The sequence below is a fragment of the Sphingobium sp. YBL2 genome (assembly GCF_000943805.1).
GTDB classification, from domain to species: domain Bacteria; phylum Pseudomonadota; class Alphaproteobacteria; order Sphingomonadales; family Sphingomonadaceae; genus Sphingobium; species Sphingobium fuliginis.
In genome coordinates this window covers 2,369,880-2,393,560 of sequence record NZ_CP010954.1, presented here as the reverse complement: position 1 = coordinate 2,393,560, position 23,681 = coordinate 2,369,880, and the positions used below count along the sequence as shown (strand labels likewise).

Below are 23,681 nucleotides of genomic sequence, written 5' to 3'. Positions count from 1 at the left end.
CCTTCAGGGGAGGGGACTGAGGGGTGGGGGCGTGCCCCAAAGGAAAACCAAGCCTGTAGAGGCACGCCCCCACCCCAACCCCTCCCCTGAAGGGGAGGGGCTTAATGGCAAGAAACCAACCATCAAACCGCCATCAAAAATGAGAGGGGCCGCCGGGTAGATTAAACCCCGACGGCCCATCATTGACATGGTCAGCGGCCGGAAGCGCCGCCCAAGGGAAACGTTGATCGCGCTATTTTCCAGATACGGCGCCTCGATCGCGAAACCGCGGTCGACAGTCACCCTATTCTGGAAAACCGACGCATAAGGCGTCGCTCAGCGGCGCGTTCCCCGAATGGACTTGACCGACCCCATTGCTGAACCATGAGACATCGGATCACCTCCTTTCGCTAGTTGAAGCCCCTATAGCCGTTCCCGGTACTGGTCCTTCGCCGTCTATGAAATGATATGTGAATCAGACCGGCCGCCACTTCAAGGCTTGTAAAATTCTTTTTTCGAATCATACTTTTGCGTCCGCCTTTTGCAGGCGATTTGCGTTGAAACCAGCGCCTTTCGCCTGAAATCAAGGACTTAGGCGCGGCAGTCCTCCACGACGCGGCCGACCTCCGCCCAGCTTGGCAGGACCAGCATCTCCAGACCCTGCACCTCGACCGCGAAACGGCCCCGGCTGTAGGCGATCTGATCGAGCGTGGCGTCGCTGGCGGCGCGGGTCGCCTGGGTCGCGGCGATGGCGCCGGTGGCGGGGCCGGCCGGCCAGTTGACCGCGCCATAGCTGGTCCGCACCGTCATCGCCGCCTGCGCCGGGCCGGGCCGCAAAAGGCTGACGCGGCGCGTTGTCCGGTCGCAGCGGATGACGAACAGGCTGCCTTGCGCATCCGGGCCGAACAGGGCGGCCGATCCGGCGCCGTCGACCTGATAGCGCCAGTCGCCCGCGGTGGTCGCGCGGTCCTGCCAGTCGGCCGGCGGCGGCGGAGGGGGCGCCGGCTGGGCCGCGGGAGCCGGCCGGGGCGCAGGCGCGGGAACAGGCGCGCGCTGCTGGGGCGCGCCCACGCAGGAAGCCAGCAGGACGAAGGCGGCCGCCGGCATGGCGGAGGGCAGAGTGAAGCGCATCCCGCCTCCATGCCTTAGGCACGGGGATGGCATCAACCCGAAAAGGGCGGGACGACATGCCGGACCGGTCGAAAGAAAGGGCGGCGGAAGCGCCGGATTACGCCGCTTTCGCGCCTGCCCGTCATTGACAGCCGGAGGCCGAATCGCTAAGGGCACCCCTTCCCGACACGCTGACGAGCGGCAGTGCAGTGGCACTGGCCGTCTTTTTTGCGTCTTGGGGCCTATCGAATCGGCTGTCGTCTCCTTAAGGACTTCAGCCCTGACGCTTTGAGATGGGGCGGCGCCAACCGCCCCGTGGAGCAGGAGTACAGAATACCATGGCACGTATTGCGGGTGTCAACATCCCGACCAACAAGCGCGTGATCATCGCGCTCACCTACATCCACGGCATCGGCCGCAAGACCGCCGTCGACATCGCCGACAAGCTGGGCATCGACCACAGCCGCCGCGTGCAGGACCTGTCCGACGCCGAAGTGCTGCAGATCCGCGAAGCCATCGACGCCGACCACACGGTCGAGGGCGACCTGCGCCGCGAAACCGCGATGAACATCAAGCGCCTGATGGACCTGGCCTGCTATCGCGGCCTGCGTCACCGCAAGGGCCTGCCGGTCCGGGGCCAGCGCACGCACACCAATGCGCGCACCCGCAAGGGCAAGGCGAAGCCGATTGCCGGCAAGAAGAAGTAAGAAATAGTCCGGGGGACTATTTCATCTTCTTCTCCGCCGGAGGCAGCCCTACCTGGGCGCAGCCTCCCGGAACACAAGATTTCAGTAGGATAGAGCAAAAATGGCACGCGAACCCCAGCGCATCAAGCGCCGCGAACGCAAGAACATCTCGGCCGGCGTCGCGCACGTCAACGCCAGCTTCAACAACACCATGGTGACCATCACCGACGCCCAGGGCAATGCGATCAGCTGGTCCTCGGCGGGCATGATGGGCTTCAAGGGCAGCCGCAAGTCGACGCCCTATGCCGCGCAGGTCTGCGCCGAAGACGCCGGCCGCAAGGCGGCCGAACATGGCGTGCGCACCCTGGAAGTCGAAGTGAAGGGTCCGGGTTCGGGCCGTGAATCGGCCCTGCGCGCGCTGCAGGCCGTCGGCTTCCACATCACCTCCATCCGCGACGTGACGCCGATCCCGCACAACGGCGTGCGTCCTTCCAAGCGCCGCCGCGTCTAACAACGACGCGCGGCTTGTCGGCGGGCGGCGGACGCGTCGCCCGCTCACCCATCTGCATCGGTCGGAACGTCCTGTCGGGTCAGGATTTTTGAACGTTTCGGCCTCATCCCCAGGGGAAATACATGACTGTCAACATGAAGAACTGGCAGGAATTGAAGAAGCCCAACAGCCTTGAGATCAAGGTCGCGGGCGACGGCAAGCGCAAGGCGACCTTCGTCGCCGAACCTCTGGAGCGCGGCTTCGGCCTGACGCTTGGCAACGCGCTGCGCCGGGTTCTTCTGTCCTCGCTCCAGGGCGCGGCGGTCACCTCGATCAAGATCGAGAACGTCCTCCACGAATTCTCCTCGCTCGCGGGCGTGCGTGAGGACGTCACGGACATCGTCCTCAACATCAAGCAGGTTGCGCTGAAAATGGAAGGCGACGGTCCACGCCGTCTCCAGCTTTCCGCCACCGGCCCCGCCGAAGTGCGCGCGGGCGACATCACCACCGTGGGCGACATCGAAGTGATGAACCCCGACCTGGTGATCTGCCACCTGGACCAGGGCGCGACGCTGAACATGGAACTGACCGCCGACGTCGGCAAGGGCTATGTCCCCGCCGTCGCCAACCGTCCGGCCGACGCCCCGATCGGCCTGATCCCGGTCGACGCGCTCTATTCGCCGGTGCGTCAGGTCGCGTACAAGGTCGACAATACCCGCGTCGGCCAGGAACTGGACTATGACAAGCTGTCGCTGACCGTCGAGACCGACGGCACCGTCACGCCGGAAGACGCGGTGGCCTATGCCGCCCGCATCCTGCAGGACCAGCTCCAGCTGTTCGTCCACTTCGAGGACGCGCTGCCCGTCGCCGCTCCGGCCGCAGGCGCCGCTGCCGGTGGTTCGGCCAGCGAGGGCGAGAGCGACGCGAACCAGATCAACCGCTACCTGCTCAAGAAGGTGGACGAGCTGGAACTGTCGGTCCGCAGCGCCAACTGCCTCAAGAACGACAACATCATCTATATCGGCGATCTGGTCCAGAAGACCGAGGCCGAGATGCTGCGCACCCCCAATTTCGGCCGCAAGTCCCTGAACGAGATCAAGGAAGTGCTGTCGTCCATGGGCCTGCGCCTGGGCATGGACATCCCCGGCTGGCCGCCGGAAAATATCGAGGAAATGGCCAAGAAGCTCGAACAGGAGCTGCTGGGCTGATCCGCCTTCCCTCCGGTCCGCCCGGAGGGATGCTGGACACCGGAAAGCACGGATTCGCGTCCGCTTTGAACGGTGTGAACTTCGCCCCTTTTTAAGGGGCAGGGCAAAGGGGCGGCGGCCCTGAAACGCCGCCTGGTCTGGGGTACCTGAAACGGCCCCTTAACGAACGGAAGGAAGAACATCATGCGTCACAAGGTTGGTCATCGCAAGCTGCAGCGCAGCGCCGGACATCGTAACTCGCTGCTCCGCAACCTCGCGGCTTCGCTCATCAAGCATGAGCAGATCCTGACGACCACGCCCAAGGCGAAGGAACTGCGCCCCTATGTCGAGAAGCTGATCACCCTCGCCAAGAAGGGTGGCCTGTCCAATCGTCGTCTGGCCCATGCCCGCCTGCAGGACGACGCGCAGCTCACCAAGCTGTTCGACGTTCTGGCCGAGCGCTACAAGGACCGCAATGGCGGCTACACCCGCGTGATCAAGGCCGGCATCCGCGCTTCGGACGCGGCGCCGATCGCGATCATCGAACTGGTGGACCGCGACGTCGACGCCAAGGGTCAGGATTCCGGTCCGGTCCAGGGTGCGGACGCCGACGAGCTGGAAGCGGCGTGATCCGCTGACGGCTCGCGCAAGCGGGCAGATGAAGAGGGCCGCGGCTTCCGGAAGGGGGCGCGGCCCTTTTTCTTTTTTGGGGCGTGGATATGCGGGGTGTCGGGCCATTCGGTTGGCCCCCACCCCCGGCCCTCCCCTGAAGGGCGGGGAGATAGGAAATATTCTTTGTTTTCTTGCCTTTCCTCGCCATGAGACGCCAGAGAATGGGAATGGGATTTCGGGGGGATCGGATGCGCGCCTTTGGCTGCTTTGCTTTGGCGGCGCTGTTGTTCGCGGCGCTCCCCGCGCAGGCGGAGCCGGATGCGGCGGTCGCTGGCGCTTCAGGACTGCGCTATCCCGCCGCCAAGCGGCTGGACCTGGTGGAGGATCATTTCGGGGTCAAGGTGACCGATCCCTATCGCTGGCTGGAAAACGATTTGCGCGCTGATCCCGCCGTCCGCGACTGGGTGGGACAGGAAAACCGCCTCACGCGCCGCCATATCGACGGGCTGCCGGGTCGCGAGGCGCTCAAGAAACGCATGCAGGCACTGTTCGCCCATGGCCGCTACACCATCCCGCGCAAGGCGGGCGGGCGCTATTTCTACGGCTATAACAAGGGGCTCCAGAACCAGACGCCGCTCTATGTGCGCGACGGCCTGAACGGTGCGCAGCGGCTGCTGATCGACCCCAATGACTGGGCGGAGGACGGGTCGGACGCGCTGGCGGAATGGGCGCCCTCCCCCGACGGCCGGTTCCTGCTCTATGCCGTGCAGGAGGCGGGGAGCGACTGGCGCACACTGAAGGTTCTGGACGTCGCCACCGCCCGGCCGCTCGACGATGTCGTGCAATGGGTGAAATTCTCCCAGCTTGCCTGGGACGGGCGAGGACAGGGTTTCTTCTATTCGCGCTTCGCCGCGCCGCAGGAAGGCGCCGGCCTGCAATCCTCCACGGTGGGGCAGGAACTTCATTATCACCGCCTCGGCACGCCGCAGGCGCAGGATCAGCTTATCTACGCGACTCCGGACCAGCCGCGCCTCAGCCACACGGCGCAGGTGACGCAGGACGGGCGCTGGCTGGTCATCAGCAGCTTCCAGGGCACCGACCCGCGCCGCGAACTGCATCTGGCCGAACTGACCGGCGGCAAGGTGAAGGTCCGCCCGCTGGTGAAGGGCATGACCAACGACTGGCGGCTGATCGGCAGCCGCGGGCCGACGCTCTATTTCATCACCGACCAATATGCCCCGCATCTGCGCGTCGTCAGCATCGACGCCCGCTTCCCCCGGCGCGGCGCCAGGCAGGTGGTGGCGGAACGCATGGACACGCTGGCGGGCGGGTCGCTGGTCGGGGACCGGCTGATCCTGGCCTATCTGTCCGATGCGGAAAGCGTGGCGGAGCTGATCGATCTCAACGGGCGAAAGGTCAGCGACGTGCCGCTGCCCGGCCTGGGCACGGCGGCCGGTTTCGGCGGGCGCGACGGCGATCCGGAAACCTTCTTCAGCTTTTCGGGCTTCACCACGCCGTCGAGCATCTACCGCTTCGACACGGCGACGCTGCGTTACGAGCTGTTCGCGCGGCCGGAGCTGCCCTTCAATCCCGACGATTACGGCATAGAGCAGGTCAGCTATCCGTCGAAGGACGGCACGATGATCCCGATGACGGTGATCCGCAAGAAGGCGCTGGCCCTTTCCAAAGCGCCCGCGCCCACCATCCTGTACGGCTATGGCGGCTTCAACATCGCGCTGACGCCCGGCTATTCGGCTACGCGCATGGCGTGGCTGGAGCAGGGCGGCGTCTATGCCATCGCCAATCTGCGCGGCGGCGGCGAGTTCGGCAAGGCATGGCACGATGCGGGGCGGCTCGCCAACAAGCAGAATGTGTTCGACGATTTCATCGCGGCGGCCGAATATCTGAAGGCGAATGGCTATACGACGAAGGACGGCCTTGCCATCGAGGGGCGGTCCAATGGCGGGTTGCTGGTCGGCGCGGTGGTGAACCAGCGGCCCGATCTGTTCGCCGCCGCCCTGCCCGCCGTGGGCGTGATGGACATGCTGCGCTTCGACCGTTTCACCGCCGGCCGCTACTGGATCGACGACTATGGATCGCCCGACCGGGAGGAGGATTTCCGCCTGCTCTACGCCTATTCGCCCTATCACAACATCGCGAGCGGGAAGGACTATCCGGCGATCCTCGTCACCACGGGCGACACCGACGACCGGGTGGTGCCGGCGCACAGCTTCAAATATGCCGCGGCCTTGCAGGCGGCGGAGCTGGGGCCGAAGCCCCGCCTGATCCGGATCGACACCAAGGCCGGGCATGGGGCGGGCAAGCCCGTGGACAAGCTGATCGACGAATATGCCGACAGCTATGCCTTTGCGGCCTATTATACCGGGCTGAAACTGGACGCGCAGCCGCGATAGCCGGGCAGCAGGGCGGGCGCTTTCCGGTTCGGGAGGGATGCGTCCATGGCCGCCGGTGGCGGCGCATCCGCGTTCAGGCCTCCGACAGCCATGATCGCCTAGCCATCGGCAAATTTCGGCTGAGGGACGAGGGTCATGAACAAGATGAGGTGGATGACGGGATCGCTGATCGCGACGGCCCTGCTGGCGGGCGGCGTCGCGTCGGCACAGGCCTATCAGCCGCGGCAAGGCGCGCCGCAGGAACAGGATGACCTGTCGGACGAAGCGCAGCCGCCCGCCGATGACGCCGCCCCGGACGACCGAGCGAGCCCTACGCGCGCCGACGATGATTTTTCCGATGTCGTGGCGGCGGATCAGGACCATGCCGGCGCCCGATCCCCTGACAGCGACGGCGGGCGGGGCGATCTGGCGGAGGCGCCCGCCGACCGGGATGGCGAGGATGCGATCACCTATTGCGCGCTCGCCGCCCGCGACGAGGCCGAGCGGGAGGGCGGCTTTGCCGAGGTGCGCCAGGTGCAGGAGCCCCGCGAGACCCGCAACGGCTATGATGTGGAGGGCGATGTCGAGGTCCGGTCCGGCTGGCGGGCGCAGGATGGACGGTCACGCCACTTCACCTGTTCGGTGCAGAATGGCCGGATCGCGGACCTTTATTTCCGGCGGGAACGCGCCGCCCGATAAGCGCGCTCCGTCCGCCGCATCGCGGCCACGCTTTGCCCTATCCTGTTTTACGTCAATCCATTAGCATCGGCGCGAATCAGGGGAGTCAGGGGTGGCCGCGTTCCTTTTCGCGACCGAGAATGTCGTTTTCGTCTCAGCGATCGTCCTGATGCTGCTCATCGGGGCGGTGCAGGCCATCGGAATCGCGGGCGACTTCGATCTCGACATTGACGGCGATGCGGATCTGCTGGGCTGGCTGGGCGTCGGTCGCCTGCCGCTGTTGATGCTGCTGGCGATATTCCTGGCGCTGTTCGGCATGATCGGGCTGATCGGGCAGCATCTGCTGCTCGATCTGACCGGTGCGATGCTGCCGCCGCTGATCGCCGCACCCGCCGCCCTGATCGCCAGCCTGCCTGCGACCGGCCTTGCCGCGCGACGGCTCGCCCCCCTGCTTCCCCGCGACCAGAGCAGCGCCGTTCCGCTGGACGCGCTGACCGGAAGCTTCGCCCGCATCGTCACCGGCGTCGCGCGCAGCGGCTCCCCTGCCCGCGCCCGCGTCGAGGATGCCTATGGCCAGGCGCATTATGTCATGGTCGAACCCGACAATTCCGGCCAGACGCTGGAAGAGGGCGAAACCATCCTGCTGGTCCGCCGGGAGGACCATGTCTTCCGCGCCATATCGCATGGCGACCATTATCTTCCCCGCCTTTAGCAGTTTCCCATGAATCTGCCCGCCGTGCAGGAGAGCTTTTCGCTCATGCCCTATCTGATCATCTCCGGGACCGGGCTTCTCCTCCTGATCGTGCTCGGCGTCGTGCTGGCGCGGCTCTACAAGCGGGCGTCGAAGGAGATCGGCTTCGTGCGGACCGGCTTCGGCGGGGAGAAGGTGGTGATGAACGGCGGCGCGCTGGTGCTGCCGATCTTCCATGAAACGATGCCGGTGAACATGAATACGGTGCGGCTGGCCGTGGAACGCAAGAACAGCGACGCGCTGATCACGCTGGACCGCCTGCGCATCGACGTGAAGGCGGAATTCTACGTCCGCGTGAAGCCCGACGCGCAGTCCATCGCCACCGCCGCGCAGACGCTGGGCGCGCGGACGATGAATCCGGAGGCGTTGAAGGAATTGGTCGAGGGCAAGTTCGTCGATGCGCTGCGTTCCGTCGCTGCGGGGATGACGATGAACCAGTTGCATGAGCAGCGCAGCGAGTTCGTGCAGAAGGTGCAGCAGGTGTCTTCCGTCGATCTCGCCATGAACGGGCTGGAGCTGGAGAGCGTGTCCCTGACCGGGCTGGACCAGACGTCGATCGAGCATTTCAACGCCAACAACGCCTTCGACGCCGAGGGGCTGACCAAGCTGACCGAGCAGATCGAACTGCGCAAGAAGTCGCGCAACGACATCGAGCAGGAAACCCGCGTCCAGATCGAGACCAAGAATCTGGAGGCGGAGCGCCAGTCGCTGCTGATCGCCCGCGACACCGAATTCGCCCGGCTGGAGCAGGAGCGGGAGGTCGAGATGCGCCGCGCCGTTCAGGCGGCGGAGGTGGCCCGCGAACAGTCGCTGCGCCAACAGGAGGCCGACCAGGCGCGGATCGAGGCGAAGAAGCTGGTCGACAGCCAGCAGATCGAGGCTGACCGCGCCGTGCAGCAGGCCCGCATCGCGCAGGAACAGGCGCTCGAACTCGCCCGGCAGGAACAGCAGATCGCGGTGCAGAACAAGAGCCGCGAGGAAAGCCAGGCCAAGGCGCAGGCCGACGAGGCGCGCGCCAAGGCGGTGGCCGCCGAGGAGCAGGTCCAGACGTCGCGCCAGACGGAGATTGCCGAGCGGACCAAGCGCATCGAACTGATCGACGCGGCGCGGGAGGCGGAGCGCGCCGCCATCCAGGTGCGGGTCGAGGCGGAAGCGGAGAAGCAGGCCGCGGCGGACCGTGCCGAAGCGCTGCGCCTGTCGGCGGAGGGCGAGGCCGAAGCCGCCAAGCTGCGCGCCGAGGCGGACCGGGTGCGTTTCGAGGTCGAGGCGGCAGGTCAGCGCGCGGTCAATGAGGCGGCGAACATCCTGTCGTCGGACCAGATGTCGCTGCAGACGAAGATGGCGCTGCTCAAGGTGCTGCCCGATCTGGTGCGGGAGGCCGCGAAGCCGATGGAAGCGATCGATTCGATCAGGATCGTGCAGGTCGACGGCATCACCGGATCGCATTCGGATGGCGCGGCGGTTATCGGCGGCGGCGAGCAGAACCTGGCCAATGCCGCGGTGTCCGCCGCCCTGCGTTACCGGGCGCAGGCGCCGGTGATCGATGGCCTGATGAAGGAATTGGGGTTGGATGGCGCGAGCCTCGATTCGCTGGTGAAGGGCGCTGTGGAGCCTGCCGCGGCCTCATTCGCGCCGGTCGTCGTCGAACCCGTGGACGGCGCGCGCAAGGCACCGCCGCAGGCCTGATGGTGCGGGGGCCAGCGCATGCGCGGATATGATGCTTCCCGCCACATGCTGGCCATCGGACTGGCGGCGCAGGCGGGGTTCATCGATGCGCTGGGGTTCCTGAAGCTGGGCGGGTTGTTCGTTTCCTTCATGAGCGGCAATTCCACCCGGCTGGGCGTGGGGCTGGCCAAGGGCGCGGCGGTCGCCGGGATGGCGGCGGGACTGGTCGGGGCCTTTGTCGGTGGCGTGCTGGCCGGTGCGCTGGTCGCGCGCCGGGCGGGCCGCTGGCGCAAGCAGGCGGTGCTGGGCCTTGCGACCGCGCTGCTGTTCTGCGCCGCGTTGCTGGCCCTGCCGGACCGGCCGGGCTCCGGGCTGACGCTGCTGATGGCGGCGGCGATGGGCGCGGTGAACAACGTCTTCCAGCGCGACGGCGAAGTCAGCATCGGCGTCACCTATATGACCGGCGCGCTGGTGAAGCTGGGCCAGCAACTGGCGGTGGCGCTGACCGGCGGGCCGCGATGGAACTGGCTGCCCTATCTGCTGCTGTGGCTGGGGCTGGTGGCGGGCGCGGTGGCGGGGGGTGGCCTCTTCGCGCTGATGGGCCTGCATGCGCTGTGGGTCGCCCTGGCCTTTTCCGGGCTGTTGCTGCTGTGGAGCGGCCGCCTGGGACCGTTGGACTTGGCATGACTGGGCGCAGCGCCTAGAGCCCTTTGCAAGCAGAAGGAATCATCTGCCGGCTCGAAAAACGCGGTAGAACATCAGGCTGTGGCATTCGATCCGATGCAGTCGGCTCGGAACAAGCTCTGTCCGGATCGACACCCAGGAGTCCATCATGTCACCGCGCCCATCCCATCGCCGCAAGGCCGCGATCGCCTTCATATTGGTGACGGCGCTGCTCGACGTGATGTCGATGGGGATCGTCATCCCGGTGCTGCCGCAACTGGTCGAGACGCTGTCGGGTTCCGGAAGGGCGGCGGGGATGTGGAACGGGTTGTTCGTCGCGCTGTGGGCCGGGATGCAGTTCCTCTGTTCGCCGGTCATCGGATCGCTGTCCGACCGGTTCGGGCGGCGGCCGGTGATCCTGGTCTCGGTCGCAGGACTCGCGCTCGATTTCCTGCTGATGGCGATCGCGCCCAATCTGTGGTGGCTGGCGGTGGGGCGGATGCTGGGGGGCGTGACGTCGTCCAGCTTCACCTCCACCTTCGCCTATATGGCCGACATCACCCCGCCCGAAGAGCGGGCGCGGGGTTATGGGCTGATCGGGGCGGCGTTCAGCGGCGGCTTCGTCGCCGGGCCGCTGCTGGGCGGGGTGCTGGGGGAGATTTCGCTGCGCGCGCCCTTCTGGGCGGCGGCGGGCCTGTCGGGGCTGGCCTTTTTCTACGGGCTGTTCGTGCTGCCGGAATCGCTGGCCGCCGACAAGCGGATGGATTTTTCGTGGAAGCGGGCCAATCCGTTCGGGGCACTGCGGCTGCTGCGGTCGCATCCCGAGCTGTCGAGCCTGGCGGTGGTCAATTTCCTGCTTTATTTCGCGCATCACCTCTTCTCCGCCGTGTTCGTGCTTTATGCGGGGGACCGCTATGGCTGGGGGGCGTGGCAGGTGGGGACGCTGCTGGCGCTGGTGGGCCTGATGGACATGGGCGTGCAGGGAATATTGGTCGGGCCGGTGGTGAAGCGGCTGGGCGACCGCACGACCATGGTGATCGGGCTTGGCTTCGGCGCGGTCGGGATTTTCGCGATGGGGCTGGCGCCGACCGGCTGGCTGTTCGTTGCGGCGATGTTCCCCAATGCGCTCTGGGGCCTTGCCATGCCGACCATCCAGTCGCTGATGACGCAGCGCGTGTCGGAATCCGAACAGGGCCAGTTGCAGGGCGCGAACAACAGCGTCGGCTCCATCGCGGGCATCGTGTCGCCGCTGTTCTTCGGCACGGTCTATTCCCTGTCGGTGGGCGCGAAGCCGCTGCTGCCCTTCATCGGCAGCGCCTTCCTGATCGCCGCGGCGGTGCTGGCGGGCGGGGCCGTGCTGGGATGGGCGGCGGGGCGGCGCGAGGACGCGGCTTCGCTGGACAAGGGGGCGCAAGCGCACTAACCGGGCGCGAATCCCTTCCTCTGGACATATAAAGGCGATTCGATGACGCTGCCCCTTCAGGATTCCATCCTTATCGTGGATTTCGGCAGCCAGGTGACGCAGCTCATCGCCCGGCGGGTGCGCGAGGCGGGCGTTTATTCCGAGATCGCGCCGTTCAACAGCGCCGCCGAAGCCTTCGAACGGCTGAAGCCCAAGGGCATCATCCTTTCCGGTGGCCCCTCCTCCGTCATGTGGGAGGACAGCCCCCGCGCGCCCCAGCATTTCTTCGAGGCGGGCATTCCGATCCTGGGCATATGCTACGGCCAGCAGACGATGATGCAGCAGCTTGGCGGCCATGTCGAAGGCGGCGAGAGCGGCGAGTTCGGCCGCGCCTTCATCGAGGTGAAGAAAGGCTGCGCGCTGTTCGACGGCCTCTGGACGGAGGGTGAGCGCCATCAGGTGTGGATGAGCCATGGCGACAAGGTGACGCGGCTCGCCCCCGGTTTCGAGGTGGTGGCGGTCAGCGAGGGCGCGCCCTATGCGATCACGGCGAATGAGGAGAAGCGTTTCTACGCGACGCAATTCCACCCTGAGGTCGTGCATACGCCGGATGGCGCGAAGCTGCTCGCCAATTTTGTGCGCCATGTCTGCGGCCTCAAGGGCGACTGGACCATGGCGGAATTCCGCGCGACCAAGATCGCGGACATCCGGGCGCAGGTGGGCGAAGGCCGGGTGATCTGCGGTCTGTCCGGCGGCGTCGACAGCGCCGTCGCGGCGGTGCTGATCCATGAGGCGATCGGCGATCAGTTGACCTGCGTGTTCGTCGACCATGGCCTGATGCGGCTGGGCGAGGCGGAGCAGGTGGTGAGCCTGTTCCGCGAGCATTATGGCATCAAGCTGGTCCATGTGAATGCCGAGGAACGCTTCCTGGGCGGGCTGGCGGGCCTGACCGACCCCGAGAAGAAGCGGAAATTCATCGGCGGCGAGTTCATCGCCGTGTTCGAGGAGGAAGCGAAGAAGATCGGCGGGGCGGACTTCCTGGCGCAGGGGACGCTTTATCCCGACGTGATCGAGTCCGTGTCCTTCACCGGCGGGCCTTCGGTGACGATCAAGTCGCACCATAATGTCGGCGGCCTGCCCGAGCGCATGAACATGAAGCTGGTCGAGCCCTTGCGCGAACTGTTCAAGGATGAGGTGCGCGTGCTGGGCCGCGAACTGGGGCTGCCGGAGATTTTCGTCGGGCGGCATCCTTTCCCCGGACCCGGCCTCGCCATCCGCATTCCGGGCGAAGTGTCGAAGGAGCGCTGCGACATCCTGCGCAAGGCCGACGCCATCTATCTGGAGGAAATCCGGAGCGCCGGGCTGTACGATGCGATCTGGCAGGCCTTCGCCGTGCTGCTGCCGGTCCGCACGGTAGGCGTGATGGGCGATCACCGCACCTATGACAGCGTGTGCGCCCTGCGGGCGGTGACGTCGACCGACGGCATGACGGCGGACATCTATCCCTTCGACGCCGCCTTCCTGAGCCGGGTGGCGACGCGGATCATCAATGAGGTGAAAGGGATCAACCGGGTGGTTTACGACTACACCTCGAAGCCGCCGGGGACGATCGAGTGGGAGTAAAGCCGGAAAAGCGAATGTCCGGGGGACATTCGCCGGCTTTACTTGGCGCCGTGCGGCGCCGGAGCGGTTGCAGAGCGCCGGGGAAATAGATGCAACTGCGCCTGCGAAGGTCTGATCCAGTCCAAGCGTCGCCGTTTTAGCGCACCGCCAGCACTGGGCTCCCGCCTTGGCAGGAGCGCGTTGCCCTATAAGCGAAGCCGCGCCCTGCCGGTCGCCTTCTTCCTTCAAATCTCATATTCCGGGCGCCATTTCGGGTTGAGATAAGCGGGTTCGGGAAGGTCCGGCTGGCGTTGGCGCATTTCATCGTACAGCCGCTTCACCGTTGCGCTGCCGGTGCGGGTGAAGAAAGCCGGGACCAGCCCATGGATCATGCAGGCAAGCCCCGCCCGCACCATCAGGAAGCCGAAGCGCGTCGCCACCTCCAAATGCTCGCCATAGCTTTCATTGACCTCTCTGGGATGCTTCAGGAACAGGCGGTCGATCATGTCTGCTCGCTCATGGCCATGGGAAAGCGGCATCCTAATGCATAAGCGGGCCGAAGCAGAGGGCCGATTGCACGGAACTTGACCCCCCACCCCGAAAACCGGCATGTCCACCGGCATGAGCGAACGCGATCCTCTCGGCCATCCCGTCTATCGGAACATGCCCACCACCATCTTCGAGAAAATGTCCGCCCGCGCGCGGGAGACCGGTGCGATCAACCTGGGACAGGGCTTTCCCGACGCCCAGGGACCGGAGGAGATACTCCGCGCCGCCACCGACGCGCTGCTGACCCGGTCCAACCAATATCCGCCCATGGCGGGCCTTGCCGAACTGCGCGAGGCGGTGGCGGCGCATTATGCGCGGCATCAGGGGCTGGACCTGTCGCCGCAGGAGGTGATCGTCACCTCCGGCGCGACGGAGGCGATCGCGGCCAGCCTGCTGGCGCTGGTCCGGCCCGGCGACGAGGTGCTGGTGCTGGCGCCGCTCTACGACGCCTATCTGCCGCTGATCGAGCGGGCGGGCGGGGTGGCGCGGGTGCTGCGGCTCACCCCGCCCGAATGGCAGATCGGGCGGCAGGCGCTGGCGGCGGCGGTCACGCCAAAAACCCGGTTCCTGCTGATGAACAATCCGGTGAACCCGACGGGCATCGCCCTGCGCGAAGAGGAACTGGCGCTGCTGGCGGAATTTTGCGTGGAAAACGACCTGATCGCCATTTGCGACGAGGTGTGGGAGCATATCGCCTATGACGGCATCGCCCACAGGCCGCTGATCGGCTTTCCCGGCATGCGGAATCGGACGGTGAAGATCGGGTCGGCGGGCAAGATCTTCTCCGTCACCGGATGGAAGGTCGGATGGATGTGCGCCGCCCCGCCGCTGGCGACGCTGCTTGCCCGCGCGCACCAGTTCATCACCTTCACCACCCCGCCCCATCTGCAATGGGCGGTGGCCGAGGGGCTGGCCAAGCCGGAACGCTGGTTCGACGCGATGCGCGCCGCCTATCAGGCTTCGCGCGATCGCCTGGTCGCGGGGCTGCGCGGGGCAGGCTATGTCGTCAATTCCAGCGCGGCGACATGGTTCGTGACCGTCGACCTGCCCGCTTCCGGCATCGACATGGACGACGTCGCCTTTTGCGAGCGGATCATCGATGAAGCGGGCGTGGCGGCGATCCCGATTTCCGCCTTCTATCCCGCAGAACCGGTGACGCATCTCGTCCGCCTGTGCTTTTCCAAGGCGGACGAAATATTGGACGAGGCGGTGGCGCGGCTGGCGGCTTTCCGAACGTCCCTGACCTGAAACGCCTGGCCGGCGGATGCCGCATGCCGCTTGCGGCGGTGACGTCATGCGGCTAGGTTCACCTTTCGTTCTGCAAAGGGGCATATATGGACAGCCTGGCCGCCATTCTCATCATTGTCGCTCTGGTCGCGGGGCTGGCGATCGGCTGGCTGGCGCGGGGCCGGTCCGTGGCGCCGCTGCTGACGGAAAAGGCCGATCTGGCGGGCAAGCTGGACATGGCGGCGGCCCAGCGCAACGCCGCGATCCAGGAGCTGGTGGTGGCGCAGGAGCGCGCGGCGCAGGCGGCGGATCTGGCGCAGAAGCTGGAGGCGGAGCGCGCGGCGCGCGAAGCGGCGGCGCGGGAACTGGCGGCCTTGCGATCCGACACGCAGGCGCGGGCGGAAGCCTTCGAAGCGCAGATCGCGGCGCTCAAGGATGCGAAGGAGCAGCTTTCGGCCCAGTTCAGCGAAATTGGCGGCAAGCTGCTGCACCAGGCGCAGAGCCATTTCCTGGAACGCGCCGACCAGCGCATGATGCAGGCCCATGAGAAGAGTGAGGCGCAGCTGAGGCAATTGCTTCATCCGGTCAACGAGACGATCCAGCGTTACGACCAGAAGATCACCCAGATCGAGCAGCAGCGGACGGAAGCCTATGGCATACTGCGCGGCGAGATCGAATCGATGAAGTCGGGGCAGGAGGCGGTGCGGGCCGAAGCGCAGCGGCTGGTCGATTCGCTGCGCCATGCGCCCAAGGCGCGGGGCCGCTGGGGCGAGCAGCAATTGCGCAATGTCCTGGAGACATGCGGCCTTTCCGAGCATGTGGATTTCCGGACCGAGGTGAGCGTGGAGGGCGAGGACGGCCGGCTGCGCCCCGACGCGATCCTGCGCGTGCCGGGCGGGCGGGCGCTGGTGATTGACGCCAAGGTGTCGTTGAATGCCTATCAGGACGCCTATGGCGCGGAGGGCGAGGAGGAGAGGAAGCGGCTCCTGTCCGCCCATGCGGCTGCGATGCGCGCGCATGTCGAGACGCTGGGGCGGAAAAGCTATGCCGACCAGTTCGACGAAGCGCCCGATTATGTGATCATGTTCGTGCCCGGGGAACATTTCCTCTCCGCCGCGCTGGAGCATGATCCGCAGCTTTGGGACCATGCCTTCGGGAAGCGGGTGCTGCTGGCCACGCCGACCAACCTCATCGCCATTGCCCGGACCGTCGCGGCGGTGTGGCGGCAGGAGAAGATGGCGGATGAAGCCAAGCGGATCGGCATGCTGGGCAAGGAGCTTTACGAGCGGCTGGCCGGAGCGGCGGCGTCGCTCAAGAAGCTGGGCAACCGGCTGAACGGGGCCGTTGCGGATTATAACAGCTTCGTCGGCAGCTTCGAGGGTCGCGTGCTGGTGACGGGCCGCAAGCTGCGCGACCTGAATATCGAGACGGGGGGCAAGGAACTGGAAGAACTGGAGCCCGTGGAGGCGCTGGTTCGCGAACCGTCCTCGGCTGAGGCCGTGCGGGCTTTGCCGGAGGCGCTGCCGGATGCGGCGGAGTAGATTTCCTGTGCATGAGGTTAGGAGGCTAATTATTTTAGGGTGAAGCGGGATTCGGGAACTGGGCTGCTGCCGTCTCAGGAGCGTGGACCGGAGGAGGCCTGTTTGTCGCTCGATCTATCTATTAGCTGGCTAAGCATCATGCCCACTCGGCAGGAAATTTGCTCCCGGCCCCGCCAACTGGCATGGGCGAATCATGAAACGCATCGGCCTTCTCGGCGGCTCCTTCAATCCGGCGCATGACGGGCATCGGGACATTTCCCGGTTCGCGATCCACGCCTTGCGGCTGGATGAAGTCTGGTGGCTGGTTTCGCCGGGCAATCCCCTGAAGCCCCGGGCCGGCATGGCGCCCCTCCCCGCCCGTCTCGCCCGGGCCCGAAAAGTCGCGCGGCGCAACCTCATCCGGCCCACGGCCATAGAAACGCAGCTGCGCACCCGCTACACCATCGACACGGTGAAGGCCTTGCGAAGGCGCTATCCGCGCCACCGGTTCCTTTGGCTGATGGGGGCCGACAATCTCGCGCAATTCGGCCAGTGGAGGGACTGGCGCGGCATAGCCCGGATTATGCCCATTGCCGTGATCGCCCGGCCCGGCTATGATGAGGCCGCCCGTGGCTCACCGGCCATGAGCTGGCTGCGGCGCTTCGTCCGGCCCGCACGCCAGAGTGCAGCATGGACGGATTGGAGACCGCCGGCGCTTGTGCTTCTGCGCTTTCGCCCTGATCCAAGATCGGCGACCCTGCTGCGGCAGGCAGACCCCCTCTGGCATCGCGAATATGAACACAAACGCGTGCGCGACCCGCTCACGCGCCGGTTGATTGTCTAGAATGGAGCATCTTTGACCAGACCGCATCCCGCCAACGACACGGCTCATAATGCCGACAGCGTTGCCGCCCTGCATGACCTTGTCTTGAAGTCGCTTGACGACGACCAGGCGCAGGAAACCATCTCCATCCCCCTTGAAGGCAAGAGCAGCATCGCCGATCACATGGTGATCGCCAGCGGGCGTTCGTCCCGTCAGGTGGCGTCGATGGCGCAGAAGCTGGCTGAGCGGATCAAGCAGGCGACCGGGCGCTCCGCCCGCATAGAGGGCCTGCCCGTGGCCGATTGGGTGTTGATCGATGCCGGCGACGTGATCGTTCATCTGTTCCGGCCGGAGGTGCGCAGCTTCTACAATCTGGAGCGGATGTGGGGCTTTGTCGACGCGCCGGTGGCGGGAACCGCCTGACCCGCCGCTTCGACAAGCGCGTCCCGCCTTGTTAGAGCGCGCTGCGTTCCATCGGGCGCAGGTCGCGCGCCCTAATTTTCGTCGTCGCAACATTAAGCGGAAACCGGTTCCCACTTTTCTGCACGATTTTTCTGCACGATGCTCTAAGGGGGCAGACCATGCTCCTCCACATCATCGCGCGCGGAAAGATCGGGCGCTCGCCCGAGGCGGAACTGGTCGACCGTTATGCGAAGCGGCTGACCATGCCGTTCAGGATCACCGAACTGCCCGATCGGGGCGGCAAGCTGCCGCCGGCCCCGCCGGGCACCGTCACCGTCATGCTGGACGAAAAGGGCCGGCAGCTCAGTTCCATCGATTTCGCCCGCCGCATCGAGGGGTGGCGAGATTCCGGCAAGCGCGAATGCCGCTTCCTGATCGGCGCGGCGGACGGCTTCGACGATGCGGATCGGGACAATGCGGACCTGCTGATCGCCTTTGGCGCGATGACATGGCCCCATATGATGGCCCGCGCCATGCTGGCCGAGCAATTGTGGCGGGCCTGCTCGATCCTGGCCGGGCATCCCTATCATCGCGAAGGGTAGGGTCTGAAGTTTCTCCTGCTCTGAACAGGGAGTGCAAGAGCCGGGTTCCTGCCTGCGCAGGAACCTGCGGGATGGAGGTTCTTTCATTCCGCCGGAACACAGCCTAGTCAGGGACGGTCGGCGCCGAACCGCGGACCGGCAGGGGGTTTTGGTTGAAACGGACGGCGATCATCGCGGCCTTTCTTGCCGGCGCGGCAGCGCTCGCCGGATCGCGCCTGCCCGCCGCCGAGGGGCAGGCCATCATCCTGACCGGCACTGGCGGCACCAGCCTCAGCGAGGAACAGGCCGCCCTGAAGGCCGCGCGCCGCCAGTCGGAAGAAGCGCGGTCGCGCTCCGAACGGCTGGAACAGCAGGCCGCCGCCGCCCGCAACGAAGCCGACCAGGCCCGCCGCCGCGCCGCCGCCATGGCCGCCCGCATCCAGCAGGCGGAGGCGGACATACAGGCCGCGCAGGCCCGCATCGCCATCGTCGCCCGGCTCCAGCGGGCACAGGCCGTTCGCCTGGCCGCCAGGCAGGAGCCGGTCGTCCGCCTGACCGCCGCCTTGCAGATGATGGCGCAGCGGCCGCTGGCGCTGGCGCTGGTCCAGCCGGGATCGATCGACGACGCCATCCATATGCGCGCCGTGCTGGGGCAGGTGCTGCCCGTCATCCGGGAGCGGACCGCCGGCCTGCGCGCGGAACTGGAGCGCAGCCGCGCCCTGCGCGCGACGGCCGAGCAGGCGGCGGATTCGCTTGCGCAAAGCCAGCGGGACCTGAAGCAGCGGCAGGCGGCCCTGCAAAGGCTGGAAACGCAAAAGCGGCTGGCAGCGCAGGATTACAGGGCCAATGCCGATCTGGAAAGCGACCGCGCGCTTGCCCTTGGCGAGCGGGCGCGCGACATCGTCGACCTGATGGACAGGCTGGAGGAGGCGGGCGACCTGCGCGACCGGCTGGCTGCCCTGCCCGGTCCCCTGTTGCGCCCCGCCCGACCCGATCAGGCGCGCGCGTCCGCACCGGCCCGTCCGCGCAGCCCTGGCGCGCCGCCGCCCTATCGCCTGCCGGTCGTCGGCCAGCTGGTGACGGGCATGGGCGAAGTGTCGGAAGGCGGCGTCCGCTCACGCGGCCTGACCATCGCCACGCGCCCCGATGCTCTGGCCGTGGCGCCGACGGCCGGCCGCGTCGTCTTTGCCGGCCCCTATCGCGGCTATGGGCAGATCGTCATCATCGACCATGGCGGCGGCTGGACGACGCTGATCACCGGCCTGCTGCGCCTCAACGCCGCCGTGGGGGATGTGGTGCGGCAAGGCGATCCGCTCGGCAATGCCGGGCCCGGGCGGCCCAGCATCACCGTCGAACTGCGACGGAACGGCCGCCCTGTCGACATCGTGCCGCTGGTGGGCGCTGGCTGATCCGTCGCGCAAGTCGGGAGGTGATCCCCTGTCCCGGAATGGCGGCCCCAGAGCGCGCTGCGTTAAATCGGACGCAGGCCGCGCGCTCCCACGGGACAAGCGGCTCGTGGGAACGGGGTGCAAGGATGCCAGCGGCGTGCGATGCTTAATCCCGGCGCAGCGGATCGAGCGCGCTCGACCTGCGGGCTCGGGTCGCTGCCGGGGGCTGGACTGCCGGAAACTGGGCTGGCGGGGATAGGGCGGATGCGCGCCGCGGCAGGGATGGGCCGCCCGCCATCTCCTCCAGCGCGGTGATGCGCTTTTCCGTTGCCGGGTGGGTGGAGAAAAGCTCGCTGACATGCACCGGCACGATATAGAGCTGGGCCGCGGCGGGATTGCGTTCGGCCACCGGATTGGGAATCGCCTCCGCACGGCCGGAAATCTTGGCGAGGGCGGAGGCGAGCGCGCGGGGATTGCCGCTGATCTCCGCGCCGGCGCGGTCGGCGCCATATTCGCGCGTGCGGCTGATCGCCATCTGCACGATCATCGCGGCGAAAGGCGCGACGATCACCGCCAGCAGCGTCGCGGCGACATTGCCATGGCCGTTGTCATGATTGCCGCCGCGGAAGAACAGGCCGAAATTGGCGAGCATGGAGATCGCGCCCGCAATGGTCGCCACCATCGTCATGATCAGCGTGTCGCGGTTGCGAACATGGCCCAGTTCATGCGCCATGACGCCCGCCACTTCGTCCCGGCTGAGCATCGACAGCAGGCCGGTGGTGGCGGCGACGGCCGCATGCTTCGGGTCGCGGCCCGTTGCGAAGGCATTGGGGTGCGGCTCATCGATCAGATAGACGCGCGGCATGGGGAGATCGGCGCGCCGGGCGAGGTCCGCGACGAGGCTGTAGAATTCGGGCGCGCTCCGCGCATCCACCTCCCGCGCATGATGCATCGACAGCACGATCCTGTCGGCGTTCCAGAAGGTGAGCAGGTTCATGCCCGCCGCCACCAGCAGCGCGATCACCGCGCCGCCGCCGCCGCCGAGCGTGTAGCCCAATGCCATGAACAGCGCCGTCAGCGCCGACAGCAGCATCACCGTCTTCATCCCACTCACTTGCGAAAGTCTCCTTTACGGCCCAGATAGCGGCCTTACTCTGAATATGGGGCGCCCCTGAATATGGGGTGACGATGACGCCCCCGCAATCGAAAGGATGGACCGATGGGAACCTTCAACGGCAAGCGCCCCGCGCATGTGAAGCCGCCCGCGCACCTTTCCAAGAGCCCGCCGGTGCCGCAGCCCGACCCGATCGACAGTCCCTCCCGCCATGACGAGTTATTGAGCCCCGTTCGCTACGGCGACTGGGAACGCAAGGGAATCGCTATCGATTTCTGATCCGGCCGCCAAAGACGGTTAACGGTTCATCGCTGTTTGGGCACAGTTGGCGATGGCCTGTGCCGCGGATGCGGGCGGCACCGAACGCCCCCCTAGCCTTTTGCGCTGCAAAACGGGCAGGCTTTTATCCGAGCGGAAAGCATAACATACCGGGGCGCGGATGAAGTGAACGTGGTTGCCGAAGTCAATGTGAGGTCAGTGTCGGATTACGCGCCGGAGGATGCGGCGCTTCTGTGTGCAGTGGGTCGTCTGGTCTGTGCCTGGACGATGCTGGAACAGAGCCTGGAGGCGAAGATCGCGATGATGCGGGAAGCCATGGGGGATGTGCGGACCGTGGGTGCCCGGACCCGTCCGGGCATGACGAAGCTGATGACCGAACTGCGGACCATGGTGTCGATGCGGGACAGGCGCAATGCCGGCGCATTGACGGAAATAGCGGATATCGAGCGCGACATGCAGAGGATCGACCGGTTCCGGTCGCTCATCATCGGCGGCTTTCAGCAGCCCGCGCCCGGCGGCTTCACATGCCGCGATGCGCGGAACAATCAGACGCATGTCTCGCTTGAGCAACTCGAAGCGGAAATTGCTTCCCTCGAAAGGGTGGCGCAGCGCCTGCTGGCTGTCTGAACGGGTTAAGTAATCTTCCACGCTTGATCTTTATGCGGCGGAGGGCGAAGCCTTCATTCCGCGCGCGAGCCAAGAAACAGGAGCCTCATGTCCTACAAACCGATTCGCAAAGCCGTTTTCCCTGTCGCGGGTCTTGGCACGCGCTTTCTTCCGGCGACCAAGTCGGTGCCCAAGGAATTGCTGCCGGTGGTCGACCGTCCGCTGATCCAATATGCGGTGGACGAAGCGCGGGAGGCGGGGATCGAGCAGATGATCTTCGTGACCGGCCGCGGCAAGGGCGCGATCGAGGATTATTTCGACATGGCCTTCGAGGCCGAGGCGACGCAGCGCGAGCGGGGCAAGGACCTGTCCGCGCTGGACGGCACGCGGCTGTCGCCGGGCAATGCGGTGTTCCTGCGCCAGCAGGAGCCGCTGGGCCTGGGCCACGCCATCTGGTGTGCGCGGGACATTGTCGGCGATGAGCCTTTCGCGATCCTGCTGCCCGACGAATTCATGAAGGGCGCGCCGGGCCGGGGATGCCTGAAGCAGATGGTCGACGCCTATGACAGGGTCGGCGGCAATCTGGTCTGCGCGCTGGAAGTGCCGATGGCCGACACGCCGAGCTATGGCGTGATCGATCCCGGCCAGCGCGACGGCGCGCTGACCGAGGTGAAGGGACTGGTGGAAAAGCCCGCGCCGGGCACGGCGCCGTCCAACCTGATCCTGCCGGGGCGCTATATCCTCCAGCCCGAAGTGATGAAGATCCTGGAGACGCAGGAGAAGGGCGCCGGCGGCGAGATCCAGCTTACCGATGCGATGGCGTCGATGATCGGCACCCAGCCCTTCCATGGCGTGACCTTCGATGGACGCCGCTTCGACTGCGGATCGAAGGCAGGATATATCGAGGCGAACCTCGCCCTCGCGCTGGACCGCGAGGATATGGGCGAGCATATCCGCAAGTTCGCATTGGCCGAACTGGGCGTCAGCGGGATCGCCGCCGCGGCCTGACAGGGCGATGGAGAGGAAAGGCGTGGCCGGCCGCCACGCCTTTCCCGTCTCTGCGGCGCGCGGCAACAGCGCCGGGCGGTCTTGCCTCTGCCGCCGATTCATCCTATGGGCCCCTGCGTCATCTGGGGAGTAGCCAGCCGTTCCCGAGGGAGCGGGCCGTTCGTCAACATATTTGGCCGAGAGGCCATGGCGGGCGGGATGCGGGAGACCTTCGGCGTCCTTCCGCATCGGGCGAGACCAATGGCATCATCTTCTCCGTCCAGCCGGGCGGGAGGGGATGGTGGCATTGCGTCTTCACCTTCGCCCGGCCCGGACAGACCCTGATGGAAGCATTTCTCACCTCCACCGCCCTCGTCGCGCTCGCGGAAATGGGGGACAAGACGCAATTGCTGGCGATGCTGCTCGCCACCCGCTTTCGCAAGCCAGCGCCCATCATAGCGGGCATATTCGCCGCCACTTTGGCCAATCATTTCCTCGCCGCGCTGGTGGGCCATTCGGTCGCCGGCGTGCTGACGGAACCATGGTTCCGCTATGCCGTCGCCGCCAGCTTCGTCGCGATGGCCGCGTGGACGCTGATCCCCGACAGGATCGACGAGGATGAGCCGTTGCGCGCGCCGTCGAAGGCGGGGGTATTCCTGACGACGCTGGTCGCCTTCTTCCTGGTGGAGATGGGCGACAAGACGCAGGTGGCGACGGTGATGCTGGGCGCGCGGTTCGACAATGTGCTGGCGGTCACCGCGGGCACGACGCTGGGCATGATGATCGCCAACGTGCCCGCCGTGCTGTTCGGCGAGGTGCTGGCGAAGAAGGTGCCGATGCGCGCGCTCCAGATCGGGGCGGCCCTGCTGTTCCTGGGCCTGGGCCTGTGGATGATTGCTGATTTGCGGGGCTGGATCGGGTAAAGCAGTTGTCAGCGGGCCGCGGCTGTTGCAAGGGGATGGCGGAAAGCCATTCCTTATCGGATGA

General features: G+C 66.4%; 24 protein-coding genes and 1 riboswitch. Of the genes, 21 read left to right on the top strand and 3 right to left on the bottom strand.

Annotation, left to right across the window (positions count from 1 at the left end):
* Positions 1-570: 570 nt before the first annotated feature.
* Positions 571-1,110 (bottom strand): hypothetical protein, encoded by a 540-nt coding sequence (locus tag TZ53_RS10880; protein ID WP_044661279.1) that lies wholly within the window; start codon positions 1,108-1,110, stop codon positions 571-573.
* Positions 1,111-1,427: 317 nt separating this feature from the next.
* On the opposite strand from TZ53_RS10880, the gene rpsM reads away from it, so the two are divergent.
* The 11 genes from rpsM (at position 1,428) to guaA (ending at position 13,239) form a co-directional block, all read left to right on the top strand.
* On the top strand, positions 1,428-1,796 hold the full coding sequence (rpsM, locus tag TZ53_RS10875; protein WP_025552414.1) for a 30S ribosomal protein S13: 369 nt from the start codon (positions 1,428-1,430) through the stop codon (positions 1,794-1,796).
* Positions 1,797-1,896: 100 nt separating this feature from the next.
* Positions 1,897-2,286, top strand: a complete 390-nt coding sequence (rpsK, locus tag TZ53_RS10870; protein WP_004208752.1) for a 30S ribosomal protein S11 — start codon at positions 1,897-1,899, stop codon at positions 2,284-2,286.
* A gap of 122 nt (positions 2,287-2,408) precedes the next feature.
* Positions 2,409-3,473, top strand: a complete 1,065-nt coding sequence (locus tag TZ53_RS10865; RefSeq protein WP_044661278.1) for a DNA-directed RNA polymerase subunit alpha — start codon at positions 2,409-2,411, stop codon at positions 3,471-3,473.
* Between the two features lie 183 nt (positions 3,474-3,656).
* Positions 3,657-4,082: a 50S ribosomal protein L17 gene (rplQ, locus tag TZ53_RS10860; RefSeq protein WP_044661277.1), complete on the top strand. Its 426-nt coding sequence runs from the start codon at positions 3,657-3,659 to the stop codon at positions 4,080-4,082.
* Positions 4,083-4,285: 203 nt separating this feature from the next.
* Positions 4,286-6,478 (top strand): prolyl oligopeptidase family serine peptidase, encoded by a 2,193-nt coding sequence (locus TZ53_RS10855; protein ID WP_371873104.1) that lies wholly within the window; start codon positions 4,286-4,288, stop codon positions 6,476-6,478.
* Between the two features lie 135 nt (positions 6,479-6,613).
* Positions 6,614-7,156, top strand: coding sequence for a hypothetical protein (locus tag TZ53_RS10850; RefSeq protein ID WP_044661275.1), 543 nt, complete (start codon positions 6,614-6,616; stop codon positions 7,154-7,156).
* 91 nt (positions 7,157-7,247) lie between these two features.
* Positions 7,248-7,847 (top strand): YqiJ family protein, encoded by a 600-nt coding sequence (locus TZ53_RS10845; protein ID WP_044661274.1) that lies wholly within the window; start codon positions 7,248-7,250, stop codon positions 7,845-7,847.
* 9 nt (positions 7,848-7,856) lie between these two features.
* The gene (locus TZ53_RS10840) at positions 7,857-9,572 is read left to right on the top strand and encodes a flotillin family protein (RefSeq protein ID WP_044661273.1); all 1,716 of its coding nucleotides are present in this window, start codon (positions 7,857-7,859) and stop codon (positions 9,570-9,572) included.
* A gap of 18 nt (positions 9,573-9,590) precedes the next feature.
* Entirely contained in the window at positions 9,591-10,238 is a 648-nt protein-coding gene (locus TZ53_RS10835; protein ID WP_044661272.1) for a YoaK family protein, read from the top strand.
* Between the two features lie 145 nt (positions 10,239-10,383).
* Positions 10,384-11,637 (top strand): TCR/Tet family MFS transporter, encoded by a 1,254-nt coding sequence (locus tag TZ53_RS10830; RefSeq protein WP_044661271.1) that lies wholly within the window; start codon positions 10,384-10,386, stop codon positions 11,635-11,637.
* A gap of 42 nt (positions 11,638-11,679) precedes the next feature.
* Positions 11,680-13,239, top strand: coding sequence for a glutamine-hydrolyzing GMP synthase (gene guaA / locus TZ53_RS10825; protein WP_044661270.1), 1,560 nt, complete (start codon positions 11,680-11,682; stop codon positions 13,237-13,239).
* 224 nt (positions 13,240-13,463) lie between these two features.
* On the opposite strand, the gene TZ53_RS10820 is transcribed toward guaA, so the two are convergent.
* Entirely contained in the window at positions 13,464-13,724 is a 261-nt protein-coding gene (locus tag TZ53_RS10820; RefSeq protein WP_044661269.1) for a DUF6356 family protein, read from the bottom strand.
* 103 nt (positions 13,725-13,827) lie between these two features.
* Here TZ53_RS10820 and TZ53_RS10815 point away from each other — a divergent pair, with 103 nt between their 5' ends.
* From TZ53_RS10815 to TZ53_RS10790, 6 genes are all read left to right on the top strand, one after another.
* On the top strand, positions 13,828-15,015 hold the full coding sequence (locus TZ53_RS10815; protein WP_044661268.1) for an aminotransferase: 1,188 nt from the start codon (positions 13,828-13,830) through the stop codon (positions 15,013-15,015).
* Positions 15,016-15,101: 86 nt separating this feature from the next.
* Positions 15,102-16,535: a DNA recombination protein RmuC gene (locus tag TZ53_RS10810; RefSeq protein WP_044661267.1), complete on the top strand. Its 1,434-nt coding sequence runs from the start codon at positions 15,102-15,104 to the stop codon at positions 16,533-16,535.
* 193 nt (positions 16,536-16,728) lie between these two features.
* Positions 16,729-17,358, top strand: coding sequence for a nicotinate-nucleotide adenylyltransferase (locus tag TZ53_RS10805; protein WP_044661266.1), 630 nt, complete (start codon positions 16,729-16,731; stop codon positions 17,356-17,358).
* A gap of 12 nt (positions 17,359-17,370) precedes the next feature.
* Positions 17,371-17,760: a ribosome silencing factor gene (gene rsfS / locus TZ53_RS10800; RefSeq protein ID WP_044661265.1), complete on the top strand. Its 390-nt coding sequence runs from the start codon at positions 17,371-17,373 to the stop codon at positions 17,758-17,760.
* A gap of 158 nt (positions 17,761-17,918) precedes the next feature.
* Positions 17,919-18,341 carry a 23S rRNA (pseudouridine(1915)-N(3))-methyltransferase RlmH gene (locus TZ53_RS10795; protein WP_025549938.1) on the top strand — a complete coding sequence of 141 codons (423 nt, stop codon included), beginning with the start codon at positions 17,919-17,921 and terminating at the stop codon, positions 18,339-18,341.
* A 152-nt stretch (positions 18,342-18,493) separates the two neighbouring features.
* On the top strand, positions 18,494-19,729 hold the full coding sequence (locus TZ53_RS10790) for a murein hydrolase activator EnvC family protein (protein WP_044661264.1): 1,236 nt from the start codon (positions 18,494-18,496) through the stop codon (positions 19,727-19,729).
* Between the two features lie 145 nt (positions 19,730-19,874).
* On the opposite strand, the gene htpX is transcribed toward TZ53_RS10790, so the two are convergent.
* Entirely contained in the window at positions 19,875-20,822 is a 948-nt protein-coding gene (gene htpX, locus TZ53_RS10785; RefSeq protein ID WP_170825631.1) for a zinc metalloprotease HtpX, read from the bottom strand.
* 105 nt (positions 20,823-20,927) lie between these two features.
* Here htpX and TZ53_RS26060 point away from each other — a divergent pair, with 105 nt between their 5' ends.
* The 4 genes from TZ53_RS26060 to TZ53_RS10770 all read left to right on the top strand — a co-directional run bounded on the left by TZ53_RS26060 (position 20,928) and on the right by TZ53_RS10770 (position 23,617).
* Complete coding sequence (locus tag TZ53_RS26060; protein WP_064485884.1) at positions 20,928-21,101, top strand: DUF1674 domain-containing protein; 174 nt, start codon at positions 20,928-20,930, stop codon at positions 21,099-21,101.
* Between the two features lie 198 nt (positions 21,102-21,299).
* Entirely contained in the window at positions 21,300-21,728 is a 429-nt protein-coding gene (locus TZ53_RS10780) for a hypothetical protein (RefSeq protein ID WP_025549941.1), read from the top strand.
* Positions 21,729-21,815: 87 nt separating this feature from the next.
* Positions 21,816-22,715: a UTP--glucose-1-phosphate uridylyltransferase gene (locus tag TZ53_RS10775; protein WP_025549942.1), complete on the top strand. Its 900-nt coding sequence runs from the start codon at positions 21,816-21,818 to the stop codon at positions 22,713-22,715.
* A gap of 111 nt (positions 22,716-22,826) precedes the next feature.
* A riboswitch (yybP-ykoY riboswitch) is annotated at positions 22,827-22,944 on the top strand.
* 94 nt (positions 22,945-23,038) lie between these two features.
* Positions 23,039-23,617, top strand: coding sequence for a TMEM165/GDT1 family protein (locus TZ53_RS10770; protein WP_025549943.1), 579 nt, complete (start codon positions 23,039-23,041; stop codon positions 23,615-23,617).
* The last annotated feature ends 64 nt before the right edge of the window (positions 23,618-23,681 follow it).

What these genes read in the sequence shown, in the direction of transcription:
- TZ53_RS10855 (WP_371873104.1), top strand. Translation starts at nt 4,286, where the DNA reads ATGGGAATGGGATTTCGGGGGGATCGGATGCGCGCCTTTGGCTGCTTT.
- TZ53_RS10820 (WP_044661269.1), bottom strand. Translation starts at nt 13,724, where the DNA reads ATGATCGACCGCCTGTTCCTGAAGCATCCCAGAGAGGTCAATGAAAGC.
- rplQ (WP_044661277.1), top strand. Translation starts at nt 3,657, where the DNA reads ATGCGTCACAAGGTTGGTCATCGCAAGCTGCAGCGCAGCGCCGGACAT.
- TZ53_RS10775 (WP_025549942.1), top strand. Translation starts at nt 21,816, where the DNA reads ATGTCCTACAAACCGATTCGCAAAGCCGTTTTCCCTGTCGCGGGTCTT.
- TZ53_RS10830 (WP_044661271.1), top strand. Translation starts at nt 10,384, where the DNA reads ATGTCACCGCGCCCATCCCATCGCCGCAAGGCCGCGATCGCCTTCATA.
- guaA (WP_044661270.1), top strand. Translation starts at nt 11,680, where the DNA reads ATGACGCTGCCCCTTCAGGATTCCATCCTTATCGTGGATTTCGGCAGC.
- TZ53_RS10865 (WP_044661278.1), top strand. Translation starts at nt 2,409, where the DNA reads ATGACTGTCAACATGAAGAACTGGCAGGAATTGAAGAAGCCCAACAGC.
- TZ53_RS10810 (WP_044661267.1), top strand. Translation starts at nt 15,102, where the DNA reads ATGGACAGCCTGGCCGCCATTCTCATCATTGTCGCTCTGGTCGCGGGG.
- TZ53_RS10805 (WP_044661266.1), top strand. Translation starts at nt 16,729, where the DNA reads ATGAAACGCATCGGCCTTCTCGGCGGCTCCTTCAATCCGGCGCATGAC.
- TZ53_RS10840 (WP_044661273.1), top strand. Translation starts at nt 7,857, where the DNA reads ATGAATCTGCCCGCCGTGCAGGAGAGCTTTTCGCTCATGCCCTATCTG.
- TZ53_RS10815 (WP_044661268.1), top strand. Translation starts at nt 13,828, where the DNA reads ATGTCCACCGGCATGAGCGAACGCGATCCTCTCGGCCATCCCGTCTAT.
- rpsM (WP_025552414.1), top strand. Translation starts at nt 1,428, where the DNA reads ATGGCACGTATTGCGGGTGTCAACATCCCGACCAACAAGCGCGTGATC.
- TZ53_RS10835 (WP_044661272.1), top strand. Translation starts at nt 9,591, where the DNA reads ATGCGCGGATATGATGCTTCCCGCCACATGCTGGCCATCGGACTGGCG.
- TZ53_RS10770 (WP_025549943.1), top strand. Translation starts at nt 23,039, where the DNA reads ATGGAAGCATTTCTCACCTCCACCGCCCTCGTCGCGCTCGCGGAAATG.
- TZ53_RS10850 (WP_044661275.1), top strand. Translation starts at nt 6,614, where the DNA reads ATGAACAAGATGAGGTGGATGACGGGATCGCTGATCGCGACGGCCCTG.
- TZ53_RS26060 (WP_064485884.1), top strand. Translation starts at nt 20,928, where the DNA reads ATGGGAACCTTCAACGGCAAGCGCCCCGCGCATGTGAAGCCGCCCGCG.
- TZ53_RS10880 (WP_044661279.1), bottom strand. Translation starts at nt 1,110, where the DNA reads ATGCGCTTCACTCTGCCCTCCGCCATGCCGGCGGCCGCCTTCGTCCTG.
- rpsK (WP_004208752.1), top strand. Translation starts at nt 1,897, where the DNA reads ATGGCACGCGAACCCCAGCGCATCAAGCGCCGCGAACGCAAGAACATC.
- TZ53_RS10795 (WP_025549938.1), top strand. Translation starts at nt 17,919, where the DNA reads ATGCTCCTCCACATCATCGCGCGCGGAAAGATCGGGCGCTCGCCCGAG.